This window comes from Methylobacter luteus IMV-B-3098, assembly GCF_000427625.1.
GTDB classification, from domain to species: domain Bacteria; phylum Pseudomonadota; class Gammaproteobacteria; order Methylococcales; family Methylomonadaceae; genus Methylobacter; species Methylobacter luteus.
In genome coordinates this window covers 225,250-239,292 of the sequence record NZ_KE386569.1, presented here as the reverse complement: position 1 = coordinate 239,292, position 14,043 = coordinate 225,250, and the positions used below count along the sequence as shown (strand labels likewise).

Below are 14,043 nucleotides of genomic sequence, written 5' to 3'. Positions count from 1 at the left end.
CCACCAAACATTGATAAAAAATCAACCCTGCTGTAACAGCTTATAGAGTCCGGCGCCAACGACCACTAACCCGACAGTCGCCCAACCCAGCCTATCCATGTATTCACGTAATTTCGACTCGAGCCTGGCTCCGCCGGCTGCCAGCAACATGGCCACCAGAAAAAAGCGCGTGCCACGGCCAATCAAGGAGGCCAGAACAAAAGGCACGAACACCATGCTCAGCGCCCCGGCCGCAATTGTGAAAACCTTATAGGGAATCGGCGAAAACCCCGCGACAAAAATCGCCCAGAAACCCCACTCTTCAAACCACTTCCTCGCGAGCAAATAACTGTCCCAGTAATGGGTCGTCTCAAGCCACGGCCCGATGCTGTCGAACATAAAGTAGCCAATCGTATAGCCCAGCATGCCGCCCAGCACCGAGGCAATCGTGGTAAACATTGCCAATCGGAACGCTTTATCGGGCTGTGACAGCGCCATTGGCGCCAGCATGATGTCGGGCGGCACCGGAAAAAATGAGGATTCGGCAAAACTTACCGCGCATAGAAGTTTGGCCGCGTGCCGGTGTTTAGACCATGCCAGTGCCTTGTCATATAATTTTTGGAATATCACATTTCTCTCCCTGATAAAAAAGGTACAAAACTTACCGGTTCCAACTCTTCAACTTCAAATCCGCCTTGTATGCGGGTTATCCGTTGTAACGCCTGATTTCCCGCCTTGCCAACCGGGATGACCATAATACCGCCCAGCGCCATCTGCTGCAGCAGCGTTTCCGGAATTTCAGACGGTGCGGCCGCCACCAGAATGCCGTCATACGGCGCATGTTCCGGCCAACCCAGGATGCCATCGTTATGCAAATAACTGACGTTCTTCAGTTTTAAATCCCACAAGTGACTTTTGGCTTTTTTCTGCAAAGGCCAGATTCTTTCTATGGAATACACATGATCGACTAATTGCGCCAGAATGGCGGTCTGATAGCCGCAGCCTGTACCGATCTCAAGCACTTTTGCCAAGCGGCCGAATTCGAGCAGCAATTCCGTCATTCTAGCGACGATATAAGGCTGGGAAATAGTCTGGTTGTATCCGATCGGCAAGGACACATCTTCATACGCCCGACTCGACAGTGCTTCATCCATAAAGATATGTCGAGGCGTATCGCGCATAACATCGAGAATTTTATTGTTTTTAATGCCCTGTTGCGATAAGCGGTTGGCCATACGCTCCCGGGTACGCCTGGAAGTCATGCCGATTCCTTGCAGTCTTTGCATCACAAGCTGTTCTCCTTGGGCAACCATGCCTTTAACCCATTGATGCGCTCGTACCAGGTTAAATCGACCTGTAGAGGCGTAACTGACACATAACCTGAATTAATGGCGTAAAAGTCGGTTCCGGGTCCGGCATCCTGCTCTCCCCCCGGCGGGCCCACCCAGTAAATGCTGCGCCCGCGCGGATCGGTACTCTTGACTACCGGTTCGGCTTTATGGCGCTGGCCCAATCGCGTCGCCTGATAGCCTTTCAGATCTTTTATGGTCACATCGGGCACATTGACGTTCAGGATGGTATCCTGTGACAGAGGATATTTGATCAATTGCCGCAACAACGTTATCGCCACATGCGCGGCTGTTTCAAAATGGGTAGGATTGCTTGATGCCAGGGAAATGGCGATGGCGGGAAGCCCCAGAAAGCGGCCTTCGGTTGCAGCGGCGACGGTGCCCGAATACAGCACGTCATCCCCCAGGTTTGAACCATGATTGATGCCCGCAAAGACCATGTCGGGCTCATTTTCCAGCAGTCCCGTGATGGCCAGATGCACGCAGTCAGTCGGTGTGCCGTCTACTCTCACGAAACCATTGTCGGCTACAGCCATCCGTAAAGGCGTTTCCAGTGTTAAGGAATTACTTGCAGCGCTGCGGTTTCTATCCGGTGCAACCACTGATATGTCGGCATATTCACGCAATGCATCCGCTAGCGCACAGAGGCCTTCAGCCAAGTACCCGTCATCATTACTTAACAAAATGTGCATTATCAGTCGCCCTGAAGCAAAATAAGCTATAGAATTTCACATCTTAGCAACAATACTCTACAAAATCAGCTTTCGTGGTAAAAAAAAATCTCACTCCAGAAGACAGCCATTTATTTCGACAAACAGTCGGAAAGGTAACGACTGTAAAGGACGATAAGGTACTGTTTACAGAAGATAAAAAACCCAAGCCTTTTCCCAAACCGGCCTCTGTCGACATGGAGGACTATTTAGTCGATACGACTGAAACTGATATTGAAAGCGTGAGCCTTGAAGACACGCTGAGTTTTATTTCGCCCGGTCTGCAAAAAAACATCTTAAAGAAACTGCGCCGCGGCTATTTCGGCCTCGATGCCGAAATCGATCTGCACGGACTGAGCAGTAATGAAGCCAAGCGCCAATTGCTCAGATTCCTGCACATGTGCGTGGAGGACGGTTGCCGCTGCGTCCATATCGTGCACGGTAAGGGCTATCGCTCGCCTGACAATCATCCTATCCTGAAAAACAACCTTAACCTATGGCTCAGGCAGCATAAGGACGTTCAGGCTTTTTGCTCGGCGCCGCCCAAGGACGGCGGCGCCGGCGCGGTTTTTGTGCTATTGCACGTCGCCGAGAAATACCGCAACGATAACGAGTTCTTTTAATCCACGGTCCATTGCACGAGCCCGCTATAGGCGGTGCCGATAACCAGCACACCAAACACGATCCTGTACCAGGCAAACGCAGTAAAATCATGATGGCTGATATAGCGAAGCAAGGCGCGTACGGCTAACAAAGCGCTGAAAAAAGCCGCGACCAAGCCGACGGCAAATACTGGCAAGTCCGTGCTGTGCAGCAATTCGTGGTGCTTATATAAATCGTAAATGCTGGCGATAATTAAAGTCGGTATGGCCAAAAAGAAAGAAAACTCGGTCGACGCCTTACGCGACAAGCCGAATAACAAGCCGCCAATAATCGTCGACCCGGAGCGGGACGTGCCCGGAATCAGTGCCAGGGCTTGCGCAAAGCCGAGCTTTAAAGCATCCAGCATGGTTAAATCCTCAACTTCATGAATGCGGATTTTATGCTCCCTTTTTTCCGCCCAGAAAATGATAAATGCGCCGATAATGAATGCCGACGCGACAGGAATCGGCTTAAACAGATGCGCCTTAATCAGGCTGCCGAATAACAAGCCCAGGATCGCCAGCGGTAAAAAGGCAATCGCCAGATTGACAGTGAATTTGAGCGCATCGGGTTGCCATTTCAACAATCCTGAGACAGTCGCGCCGATCTTGACCCGGTATTCCCAGCAGATCGCCAGAATGGCGCCTGTCTGGATCACAATTTCAAAAACCTTGCCGGTTTCATCATTAAAACCCAGTAAATCGCCAGCCAGGATCAAATGCCCCGTGCTGGAAATAGGCAGAAATTCGGTCAGGCCTTCAACGATGCCCATGGTAAAAGCTTTTAAAGCGAGTATTAAATCCATTGAGTTTCTCTGTTTATACTTCTTCGATGATTTCGCGTAATACCGCCGTCGCGTAACTGCCGGCCGGTAAGGTAAAACTCAGCGCCAGCGCCTGGTCGTTGATAAATTGCCACTGCAGATGCTGGACATTCACCCGTAGCGCGCGCCGGTCGCTTTCCACATCGGCATGGATCAAGCCCTGAGCCAGGTCTTCGTACTTGTCGGCAATGGCTTGCTCGATCGCCAGGGCATCGGCCGATGCACCCGGTTCACCTTTGCCCCATAAAGCGCCGGTTGGGTGTATTTCTTTAGCCTGCAGCCGCCGTATGATGTCCTGATCGGGCAGATCCGATTTGAAACAGCTATGCGATCGGTCGAACACATAAGTATCGCCGGCAACAGCCTGATTCCAGTTTTGCTGAGTGATTCGATAGGCCAGAATCTGATTGAACAGGTAAGATCGAGCTGCCGATAAATAAATGCTGCGTTGCTCGCGCTTGACTTTCATGCCCTGAAACAGCGCCAGAGCCTTGCTGACATTGCGACCTTCATGACCGAAACGCTGGGAACCGAAATAATTGGCAATGCCGCCTGCTTTGATGGATTCCAGCCGGGCAATGGCTTGTTCCTGATCGCCCTGCCACTCCCGCACGATGATCTTGAAACTGTTGCCGGACAACACGCCGCGTTTTAACTTTTTGGCATGACGAACTGCCTCAAGAACCTTGACGTTATCGGATTCAAACTGCGTCCAGTCAGGATCTTCCTTGCCCGGCAGCCAGACGCTGAACCATTGCGTCGTGACGGCATGGCGGTCTTTCAGGCCGGCATAGCTGACATCGCGCTGCCTGACATTGGCAAACCGGGCCAATTGCCTGGCTACGTATTCGGTATTTTCATCCTTTTTTTCTATGCGCAGAAACACATGCTCGCCGGCGCCTGCCGGCTCAAAGGAAAGATGTTCGTCGACGGTAAAGTCTTCCGGTGCTGTGCGAATTTTGCCACGGCCGGCAGCCCCGCCATAAACACAGGGCCATTCAGGTATTTCAATCAATTGCGTCAAGTTCGGCTCGGCTTATTGAGGTTTGATAGCCGCATGATTTCCTGCTTCGCCATCACTATCATTTTTCTATCAACACGACAGCCTGAACGGCTATGCCCTCTTTGCGCCCTTCAAAACCGAGCTTTTCCGTCGTGGTCGCCTTGACATTGACGCAATCGACATCGACCTTCAGATCATCGGCGATATTGCGGCACATCGCGCTGATGTAGGGCGCCATTTTGGGCGCCTGAGCGATAATTGTGATATCGGCATTGACCAGACTGTAGCCTTTTTCCTGCACAATGCTGTAAACATGCCGCAGCAGCACTCGGCTGTCGGCGCCTTTAAATTCGGGATCGGTATCGGGAAAATGCTTGCCGATATCGCCCAGTGCCGCCGCGCCCAGCAGGGCATCGCTTAACGCATGCAGCACGACATCGCCGTCGGAATGCGCTTCCAGTCCTTTTTCATAATCTATTTTTACGCCGCCTAAAATGACGTCTCCGCCTTCTTTAAAGCGATGTACGTCATAGCCTTGTCCAACTCTGATCATTGTTGTTCCATATAAAATTGTGCTAAAGGTAAATCTTCCGGCCGCGTGATCTTTATATTGTCCGGGCGGCCTTCGACGATTTTCGGCTTTAGCCCTTTCAACTCCAGCGCACTGGCTTCATCGGTAATAGCCGGATTGCCTTCAGCCTCCTCCAATGCGCTTTTTAACATGCCGTAACGGAACATTTGCGGCGTCAGCGCTCGCCAGATATGGTTTCTGTCCAGTGTGCCATCAATACGGCCGTCCTGTACGTTTTTTAAGGTGTCGTGCGAAGACAGAGCCAGTATGCCGCCCACTTCATCATGGATCAGGCAGGCGATCAGATGATGAATATCGGAAGCCGTGATACAAGGCCGGGCCGCATCATGCACCAGAACCCAATCATTATCCGATGCTTTACCGTTTATCGATCTCAATGCCGAAAGCACTGAATCAGCCCGCTCTTTGCCGCCGGCCGCGGTCAGAATTTTCTCATGCTTCGCTATTGGCAATTGCGGCCAATAAGGATCTTCTCTGGAGATGGCGACCGCGATAGCTTCAAAAACATCGGCTTGCAGCAAACGCGACAACGCTTGCTCGATCACGGTTTTGCCGGCCAGTTCAAGGTATTGCTTGGGCCTGTTGGACTGCATACGCTTGCCGACGCCGGCCGCAGGTACAATACCCCAGAATTTTGTAGTTTCGGTCATTTATTACTAGTCGAACGATAGGATTTTATTTAGGCCGGGCGCATTCAAGCCTACTACTATAATGGAATTATTATTCCAAAACCTGGAAGAACGTCTCATCTTCCTTAATCATACCTAACTCATACCGGGCCCTTTCCTCTATGGCCGCCTGCCCTTTTCTCAAGTCCAGCACCTCGGCGTAAAGCGCTTCGTTGCGCGCTTTTTTCTCCTCCACTTGTTCCTTCAGCTCATCAAGACGCTGTTGATACGCATGAATTTCCCGAATGCTGCCATCGCCATACCATAAGCGGTATTGAAGATGAATGATCAGCAAAATGATAATTATGATAAGACTTTTTATTGGCTCACCCTCGGAACGGATAGCGGGCGGCTGATAAGCCGCCCTGTATCATTCCAAAATCCACCTGAACTACAGCATCCTGAACGCGCTGCGTCCCGCGTATTTGGCCAGGCCGCCCAGTTCATCCTCAATTTTCATCAGACGATTGTATTTGGCAACACGATCGGAACGGCTTAAAGATCCAGTCTTGATTTGCCCGGTACCGGTTGCCACGGCCAGGTCGGCAATCGTGGTGTCTTCGGTTTCGCCGGAACGGTGCGAGACAACCGCCGAGTAACCGCCGACCTGCGCGGTGTTGATCGCGTCCAACGTCTCTGATAGCGTACCAATCTGATTGAGTTTAATCAGAATGGAATTGGCGATATTTTTGTCGATGCCTTCTCTCAGGGTTGCCGGATTGGTGACAAACAGGTCATCGCCGACCAACTGGATCTGGCCGCCTAATTTTTCAGTCAGCACTTTCCAGCCGACCCAATCGTTTTGATCCAAGCCATCTTCAATCGAGATAATCGGGTATTTTTTGACCCAATCCATGAAAAAGTCAGTCATTTGCGCCGAGTCGAAGCTTTTGCCTTCCGCCGACAGTTCATAGCGGCCGTTTTTGAAATATTCGGAGCTGGCCGCATCCAGGCCCAGGCAGATGTCAACGCCCGGCTTGTAACCGGCCGTTTCTATCGCTTCAATGATAATGGCAATCGCTTCTTCGTTGGAGCTGAGGTTCGGCGCGAATCCGCCTTCGTCGCCGACCGTCGTGGCCAAGCCTTTCGCCGTCAATACTTTTTTCAGATGATGGAACACTTCGGCGCCGTAACGAATCGCTTCGCGGAAGGAAGGCGCGCCTACCGGCAAAATCATGAACTCCTGCAGATCGACGCTGTTATCGGCATGCGAGCCGCCGTTGATGATATTCATCATCGGCACCGGCATGATGAACTCGCCGCTCTTATTCAAATGACGATATAAAGGCGCGCCGGCTTCCCTGGCCGCCGCATGGGCAGCCGCCATGGAGACGGACAGAATGGCATTGGCGCCTAAACGGCCTTTATTGTCGGTGCCATCCAGTTCAAGCATTTTTTGATCGATGCCTGCCTGGTCGTCCGCATCCATGCCGATAATCGCGGCGCGAATTTCGGTATTGACATTGGCTACGGCCTTCAATACGCCTTTGCCCAAATAACGGCTTTTATCGCCGTCGCGCAATTCTATCGCTTCGCGTTCACCCGTTGATGCGCCGGAAGGCACCATGGCACTGCCTGTCACGCCGGAAGCTAAAACAACATCCGCTTCGACAGTTGGATTACCTCGCGAATCAAGAATTTCTCTAGCGCGAATATCGACTATTTTGGCCATGCTGATGACTCCTTTATTGTTATATGGTGGTTTCTATTAGATGGGTTGACTTAACGGCCCGATCTATCGTGGCTAATGTTTCCAATAATTCTTTCATTCTGTGCAACGGCCAGGAATTCGGGCCATCACTCAACGCTTCCGCCGGATTCGGATGGGTTTCCATGAACAGTCCGGCGATGCCGACGGCCATGGCCGCTCTTGCCAGTACCGGCACAAATTCACGCTGCCCGCCGGAGGACGTGCCTTGCCCGCCCGGCAACTGCACTGAATGCGTCGCGTCGTAAACGACGGGACAACCGGTATCTCTCATGACGGCCAATGAGCGCATGTCGGACACCAGATTATTGTATCCGAATGACACGCCGCGCTCGCAAACCATGATTTGCTGATTGCCTGTCGCCTTGGCCTTATTGGCCACATGGATCATATCCCAGGGAGCCAGAAACTGGCCCTTCTTGATATTGACCGGAATGCCCTGCCTTGCCACGTCCTGAATGAAATTGGTTTGCCGGCATAAAAAGGCCGGCGTCTGCATGACATCGACAACCGACGCCACTTCCGCCAGCGGCGTGTCTTCGTGCACATCGGTCAATACCGGCACGCGGATTTGCTGCTTGACCTTTTCCAGGATTTTCAGCCCCCGTTCCACGCCGGGCCCGCGATAACTTTCATGTGAGGAACGGTTGGCCTTGTCGAAGGATGACTTATAAATAAACGGAATGTTCAATGCCGACGTGACTTCCTTGAGATAGCCCGCCGTATCCAATGCCATTTGTTCGCTTTCGATGACACAGGTGCCGGCGATCAGAAAAAACGGCTGATCGAGACCGGCTTCAAAATGGCATAATTTCATTTTACGGTTTCCTTTTTATGCTTGGCCGCGGCAGAGACAAACCCGGAAAACAACGGATGGCCTTTTCTGGGCGTTGACGTGAATTCGGGATGGAACTGGCAAGCCAGGAACCACGGATGATCCGGAATTTCAATGACTTCGACCAGACGGCCGTCGATCGATTTGCCGGAGAAGCGCAGGCCGGCCTTTTCGAGTTTCTCAAAATACTGATTGTTAAACTCATAACGATGGCGATGTCTTTCGGTAATCACATCTTTCTGATAGAGCTGAAAAGCCAGTGAGTCGGGTTGCAACAAGCATTGCTGCCCGCCCAGGCGCATGGTTCCGCCTAAATCGGAGTTTTCGCTGCGTATTTCGATCTGGCCGCCTTCATCCATCCATTCGGTAATCAAGCCGATAACGGGGTGCGGTGACTTCGGCAGGAATTCCGTACTGTGTGCGCCTTCAAGGCCGGCCACGTCGCGTGCATACTCGATCACGGCAACCTGCATGCCTAAGCAAATGCCCAGATAAGGAATCTTGTTTTCACGTGCGTATCTGACCGTAGCGATTTTGCCTTCCACACCGCGCTCACCGAAGCCGCCCGGCACCAGAATCGCATCGACGTTTTTCAGCCGTGATACGCCTTCGTCTTCAATGATTTCCGAATCGATATAATGGATGTTGACCTTATGGCGCGTACGGATGCCGGCGTGAATCAAGGCTTCATTCAGCGATTTATAGGCATCGGTATGATCGACATATTTGCCGACGATGGCGATATTGACCTCATCGGTCGGGTGAGCCAGCGCTTCAACCACATTTTGCCATTCGGTCAAATCGGCCGGCGGCACATCCAGCCTCAGTTTATGCACGACGATATCGTCCAGCCCCTGTTCATGCAGCATCAGCGGGATACGGTAGATCGAATCGGCATCGACAGCCGTGATAACCGCTTTTTCCTCGACATTGGTAAACAAGGCGATCTTGCGCCGTTCGCTGATCGGCACCGGCTGTTCGGAACGGCAGATCAGAATATCGGGCTGGATGCCGATAGTGCGCAATTCCTTGACCGAATGCTGGGTCGGCTTGGTTTTGATTTCGCCGGCGGAACGGATATACGGAACCAGCGTTAAATGAATGAACAGCGATCTGTCAGCACCCAACTCAACGCGCAGCTGACGGATGGCCTCCAGAAAAGGCAGCGACTCAATATCGCCGACCGTGCCGCCGACTTCAATCAGGGCCACGTCCATGCCTTCGGCGCTTTGATAAACCCGGCGTTTTATTTCATCGGTGATATGCGGAATGACCTGAACCGTCGCGCCCAGATATTCGCCTTTACGCTCCCGACGCAACACGCTCTCGTAAATCTGGCCGGTCGTGAAATTATTCTTCTTGGCCATTGTGGTTTTAAGAAACCGTTCGTAATGGCCCAAATCCAGGTCCGTTTCGGCGCCGTCCTCGGTAACGAACACCTCGCCATGCTGAAAAGGACTCATCGTGCCCGGATCCACATTGATGTAAGGGTCCAGTTTGGTCATGGTGACTTTAAGGCCGCGGGCCTCAAGAATAGCCGCCAGCGAAGAAGCCGCAATACCCTTGCCAAGAGATGATACGACGCCGCCGGTAATGAAAATGTATTTTGTCATGTAGAATTTTAGACTTCAGATGATAACTGATGAAGTTATGCCGGCAATTGCTCCCTGCACCGCCCTATTTCCCCATCCATGGATGGCGTAAAACATGCCCATTTTAATCGACAATGCGAAATTCGTCATTGTCTTTCAGGTTTTATTCTTGTTTTTGCCTGCATAGCCTGATGCAGGCATCTGTTTTTTCACTATAAAATTCGGCGCTGATCCATTTATCGCCAACAGCCGCGAGTTTGCCATCCAGATAAACCAATGGCATGACCTCTCGCTCCCACGGTGGAACACCCTCCTCCTGGAACAGGTTTTTAAGTGCATGACGGCCTTTACGGCCCGGCAACAGCATTTTTTCGCCGCCGCGTCGAAATCTGACAACCACATTGGCAGTCAGCCACCGCTCGCGCAATATGCCGGTCGATGAGGGCAAACAAAGCCAATGCTGATCATCGACCATCTTCAGCGAAGTTTGCCCGGCAGGCCAATTGATATCCTGCAACGCCTGTTTTGGCGCTTGCTTCAGACAATACAGCCTGTCGCGGTAGCGCCGGATGTTGTATCCCTGCCCGGACAGCACGGGATCACTCCCCGCTCTTGCCGCAACAATCTGACTCAAAATCCGCTCAACAAAACCCTGAGCCGGCATTTTCAAGCCCAGCATCTGGAACCAATGCCGGATGACCAGTTGCTGCCTGGGTTTATTTAATCGCTGCAACTGGCTGATCGACAACGTTTTATCGTCTTCATTGAAAACGGCATGGAACAAATCATCGGCGATAACCGAGATCACGGCCTGCGCATCAGCGCAATGCCTGGCCGAACGGGCAACCGTTTTATCGCAGGCCGGCCAGCGTTGTTTGATTAACGGCACGATGGCATTGCGCAGGAAATTGCGGTCGTAATCGTTATACAGATTGCTGGGATCGTCCACCCAGTTTAGCTTGTGCGTTTCGGCATAACGCCTTATCGCCTGCTTGGATATATTCAGCAATGGCCTGAGTATCACGCCCCGCCCAAAAGCCATGCGTTCGGGCATGCCGGACAACCCGCGCAGGCCGCTGCCGCGAAACAACTGCAGCAGCACCGTTTCAAGCTGATCTTCCCTGTGCTGGGCCACCAGCAGAATGTCATTAGCCCCTACCAGGGCTTTTAACGCATCATAACGCGCGTTTCTTGCCGCTTCCTCGGGACTTTCTCCAGGCATGGCAACGGCATTGACATACTGCGCTTTAAAACCGACACCGAGCGTTTTGGCCGTTCTGCTGCAATGCGTAGCCCAGGCATCGGCTTCCGCCTGCAGGCCATGATGGACATAGACCGCCGTTATTTTACCGCTGAGACCTGTTATCGATGCGCATAAATGCAGCAAAACATGAGAATCGACACCACCGCTGTAGGCGACATAAAGATGTGAGGCCGGTTTAATCTGATCCAGCGCCGATTCGATGATTGATGATGACAGCATGCCGTGTAGCCCGAAAAAACAAAAGGCCGGCAAAAGCCGGCCTGAAGATCGGATTGATAAGCCGGAATTTAGCGGCCTTCCTCGATAAAGGCGCCGAAGCTCATAATCCGCTGATAACGATTTTCCAGCATTTCCTCAATGGATTGCCGCTTTAATTCATCCATATGGCGAATCAGCGCTTCCCTTAAATTCAAGGCAATGGTCTGAAAATTTCTATGTCCGCCGCCTAATGGCTCCCTGACCACCTCATCCAGGAAACCCTGCTCGCGAATACGGTCGGAAGTAATGCCCATCGCTTCCGCTGCCAATTGCGATTTATCAGCGCTTTTCCATAGAATGGATGCGCAACCTTCCGGTGAAATAACCGAATATGTGCTGTATTCGAGCATGATCAGCCGATCGCCGACACCGATTGCCAAGGCCCCGCCGGAGCCGCCTTCGCCGATAATCGTGCAGATAATGGGCGTTCTCAGTTTCGCCATTTCGAACAGGTTTCTGGCGATAGCCTCACTCTGGCCGCGTTCCTCGGCGCCGATGCCCGGATAAGCGCCCGGAGTGTCGATCAGGCAAATGATCGGCATTTTAAAACGCTCGGCCATTTTCATGACCCGCAGCGCCTTGCGGTAACCTTCAGGCCGCGGCATGCCGAAATTGCGGTAGATCTTTTCCTTCGTGTCGCGGCCTTTCTGATGACCTATAACCATCACAGGCTGACCTTCCAGTCTGGCCAGACCGCAAACGATAGCGGGATCATCGGCATACGCGCGATCGCCATGCAGTTCGTGGAAATCGGTAAACATATGCTCGATATAATCCAGCGTGTACGGACGGCCGGGATGTCTTGATAATTGGGAAATTTGCCAGTCGGAAAGATCAGAGAAAATCGACTCGGTCAATGCGAAACTTTTTTCTTCGAGCTGCTTAAGCGCTTCTGAAATATTGATATTGTTGTCAAACTCCACATTGCGGAGTTCTTCAATTTTCGCTTCTAACTCAGCGATGGGTTGTTCAAAATCGAGGAATTTTAGATCCATGGAGACTTGGCTGTTAATATTGCTGAAAAAGGGAATTTTATAGAAAAAACATATTTAATTCTAAAAAATTTCCCGTTTGTTTAAAGAAGTCCGGCATTTCGTCAAAAAATATAATTCACTTCAACGCAGCAGAAAAATGACTTCATGGCTTTTATGGGACTTAAGTAGCTTAGGTAGACTGGGTTGGTAAACCCAGCATAGGCAGCTTCGAAATGCTGGGTTTACCAACCCAGTCTACAAATCCAGTGTTCTTTACAGTGCCATGCCTAAAATTGACATGTATGAAGCACAAAAACAAGGTCACTTTGCGCGCCTGTCGAGCTCTTTCAAATGCTTCAGTTTTTCCTTGATTTTAATTTCCAGCCCTCTGTCGACCGGCTGGTAATATTGCGTCCCTGCCAGCTCATCGGGAAAATAATTCTCCCCTGCCGCATAGGCTTCCGGCTCGTCATGCGCGTAACGGTATTCCTTGCCGTAATCAAGCGCTTTCATCAATTTGGTCGGCGCGTTGCGCAAATGCACCGGCACCCCCAGGCTGCCGCTTTGTTTGGCATCGCGCATGGCCGCGTTATAAGCCATGTAAACGGCGTTGCTTTTAGGCGCGCAGGCCAGATAAACGACGGCCTGGGCCAATGCCAGCTCGCCTTCGGGACTGCCTAGCCGCTCCTGCGTTTCCCAGGCATTAACAGCAATCTGCAGAGCCCGGGGATCGGCATTGCCGATATCTTCCGAAGCCATTCTGACGATGCGCCTGGCCAGGTAAGTCAGGTCGCAGCCGGCGTCGATCATGCGGCAGAGCCAGTAAAGCGAGGCATCAGGAGAACTGCCGCGCACCGATTTATGCAAGGCTGAAATCTGGTTGTAAAACTCCTCGCCCTGATTATCGAACCGCCGCACGCCGCCGGTCAGCACTTCCTTGGCTATTTTCTCATCAATCATGCGACTGTCATTGGCGGCGGCAAGCTCCACGGCGATTTCAAGCAGATTCAGCAACCTTCTGGCATCGCCATCGGCCGCTTCGGCAAATTGTCGTTTAACCTTATCGTCCATTTCGATAGCCAGACTGCCCAATCCCCGTTCCGTATCGGTTAATGCCTTGTTCAGTACGCCCAGCAGATCCTCGGGTGTCAAGGCATTGAGCACATAAACGCGAGCCCGTGACAATAACGCATTATTGAGCGCAAAGGACGGATTTTCAGTCGTCGCGCCGACGAAATAGACAGTGCCATCCTCCACATGCGGCAGGAAAGCGTCCTGCTGCGCCTTGTTGAAGCGGTGCACTTCATCGACGAACAAAATAGTGCGCCTGTGCTGTTGCTGCTGAATTCTTTGGGCTTCGCCAACGGCCGCGCGGATTTCCTTGACGCCGGCCAATACGGCGGAAATAGGCATGAATTCGGCATCGGAATGATGAGCGATAAGCCGAGCCAGCGTTGTTTTGCCCGTGCCCGGAGGCCCCCAGAAGATCATCGAATGCAGCTTGCCTGTAGCGATGGCTTCATACAAGGGCTTGCCGGGCTTCAAAACATGCTGCTGGCCGACATATTCCTCTAATGATCTCGGCCGCACCCTGTCGGCCAAAGGTTTGGTCAAGTCGTCAAACATATAGAGACAGGAAAAGATGA

Annotated in this window: 15 protein-coding genes; 1 reads left to right on the top strand and 14 read right to left on the bottom strand. The window is 52.0% G+C overall.

Translation table 11 applies throughout. The features are described from left to right. Positions 1 to 21: 21 nt before the first annotated feature. Genes METLU_RS0103115 through surE form a run of 3 tightly spaced genes read right to left on the bottom strand, consistent with a single transcriptional unit; the run spans position 22 to position 2,020 of the window. Positions 22 to 609, bottom strand: coding sequence for a YqaA family protein (locus METLU_RS0103115; protein WP_027156962.1), 588 nt, complete (start codon positions 607 to 609; stop codon positions 22 to 24). Then, positions 606 to 1,268, bottom strand: a complete 663-nt coding sequence (locus METLU_RS0103110) for a protein-L-isoaspartate(D-aspartate) O-methyltransferase (protein WP_027156961.1) — start codon at positions 1,266 to 1,268, stop codon at positions 606 to 608. Before METLU_RS0103110 ends, METLU_RS0103115 begins: the two co-directional genes overlap by 4 nt. Continuing rightward, positions 1,265 to 2,020 (bottom strand): 5'/3'-nucleotidase SurE, encoded by a 756-nt coding sequence (gene surE / locus METLU_RS0103105; protein ID WP_027156960.1) that lies wholly within the window; start codon positions 2,018 to 2,020, stop codon positions 1,265 to 1,267. The genes METLU_RS0103110 and surE overlap by 4 nt, the downstream gene beginning before the upstream one ends. Positions 2,021 to 2,094: 74 nt before the next feature. Between surE and METLU_RS0103100 the strand changes: the two genes are divergently transcribed. Beyond that, positions 2,095 to 2,661: a Smr/MutS family protein gene (locus tag METLU_RS0103100; RefSeq protein WP_027156959.1), complete on the top strand. Its 567-nt coding sequence runs from the start codon at positions 2,095 to 2,097 to the stop codon at positions 2,659 to 2,661. Here METLU_RS0103100 and METLU_RS0103095 read toward each other — a convergent pair. The 11 genes from METLU_RS0103095 to METLU_RS0103045 all read right to left on the bottom strand — a co-directional run bounded on the left by METLU_RS0103095 (position 2,658) and on the right by METLU_RS0103045 (position 14,023). After that, entirely contained in the window at positions 2,658 to 3,485 is an 828-nt protein-coding gene (locus tag METLU_RS0103095; protein ID WP_027156958.1) for an undecaprenyl-diphosphate phosphatase, read from the bottom strand. The genes METLU_RS0103100 and METLU_RS0103095 overlap by 4 nt on opposite strands. Positions 3,486 to 3,498: 13 nt before the next feature. Continuing rightward, the gene (gene truD / locus METLU_RS0103090) at positions 3,499 to 4,527 is read right to left on the bottom strand and encodes a tRNA pseudouridine(13) synthase TruD (protein WP_027156957.1); all 1,029 of its coding nucleotides are present in this window, start codon (positions 4,525 to 4,527) and stop codon (positions 3,499 to 3,501) included. A 58-nt stretch (positions 4,528 to 4,585) separates the two neighbouring features. After that, positions 4,586 to 5,059, bottom strand: a complete 474-nt coding sequence (ispF, locus tag METLU_RS0103085; RefSeq protein ID WP_027156956.1) for a 2-C-methyl-D-erythritol 2,4-cyclodiphosphate synthase — start codon at positions 5,057 to 5,059, stop codon at positions 4,586 to 4,588. Beyond that, complete coding sequence (gene ispD / locus METLU_RS0103080; RefSeq protein ID WP_027156955.1) at positions 5,056 to 5,748, bottom strand: 2-C-methyl-D-erythritol 4-phosphate cytidylyltransferase; 693 nt, start codon at positions 5,746 to 5,748, stop codon at positions 5,056 to 5,058. The genes ispF and ispD overlap by 4 nt, the downstream gene beginning before the upstream one ends. A gap of 70 nt (positions 5,749 to 5,818) precedes the next feature. Further along, complete coding sequence (ftsB, locus tag METLU_RS0103075) at positions 5,819 to 6,088, bottom strand: cell division protein FtsB (protein WP_027156954.1); 270 nt, start codon at positions 6,086 to 6,088, stop codon at positions 5,819 to 5,821. 69 nt (positions 6,089 to 6,157) lie between these two features. Then, the gene (gene eno / locus METLU_RS0103070; protein ID WP_027156953.1) at positions 6,158 to 7,438 is read right to left on the bottom strand and encodes a phosphopyruvate hydratase; all 1,281 of its coding nucleotides are present in this window, start codon (positions 7,436 to 7,438) and stop codon (positions 6,158 to 6,160) included. Between the two features lie 19 nt (positions 7,439 to 7,457). After that, complete coding sequence (gene kdsA / locus METLU_RS0103065) at positions 7,458 to 8,291, bottom strand: 3-deoxy-8-phosphooctulonate synthase (RefSeq protein WP_027156952.1); 834 nt, start codon at positions 8,289 to 8,291, stop codon at positions 7,458 to 7,460. Beyond that, the gene (locus tag METLU_RS0103060; RefSeq protein ID WP_027156951.1) at positions 8,288 to 9,922 is read right to left on the bottom strand and encodes a CTP synthase; all 1,635 of its coding nucleotides are present in this window, start codon (positions 9,920 to 9,922) and stop codon (positions 8,288 to 8,290) included. Before METLU_RS0103060 ends, kdsA begins: the two co-directional genes overlap by 4 nt. Before the next feature lie 142 nt (positions 9,923 to 10,064). Further along, a complete protein-coding gene (gene tilS / locus METLU_RS0103055) occupies positions 10,065 to 11,384 on the bottom strand; it encodes a tRNA lysidine(34) synthetase TilS (RefSeq protein WP_027156950.1) in 1,320 nt (439 codons plus the stop codon). Positions 11,385 to 11,452: 68 nt separating this feature from the next. Further along, positions 11,453 to 12,418 carry an acetyl-CoA carboxylase carboxyl transferase subunit alpha gene (accA, locus tag METLU_RS0103050; protein ID WP_027156949.1) on the bottom strand — a complete coding sequence of 322 codons (966 nt, stop codon included), beginning with the start codon at positions 12,416 to 12,418 and terminating at the stop codon, positions 11,453 to 11,455. Between the two features lie 300 nt (positions 12,419 to 12,718). After that, on the bottom strand, positions 12,719 to 14,023 hold the full coding sequence (locus tag METLU_RS0103045; protein WP_027156948.1) for a replication-associated recombination protein A: 1,305 nt from the start codon (positions 14,021 to 14,023) through the stop codon (positions 12,719 to 12,721). Positions 14,024 to 14,043: the final 20 nt, after the last annotated feature.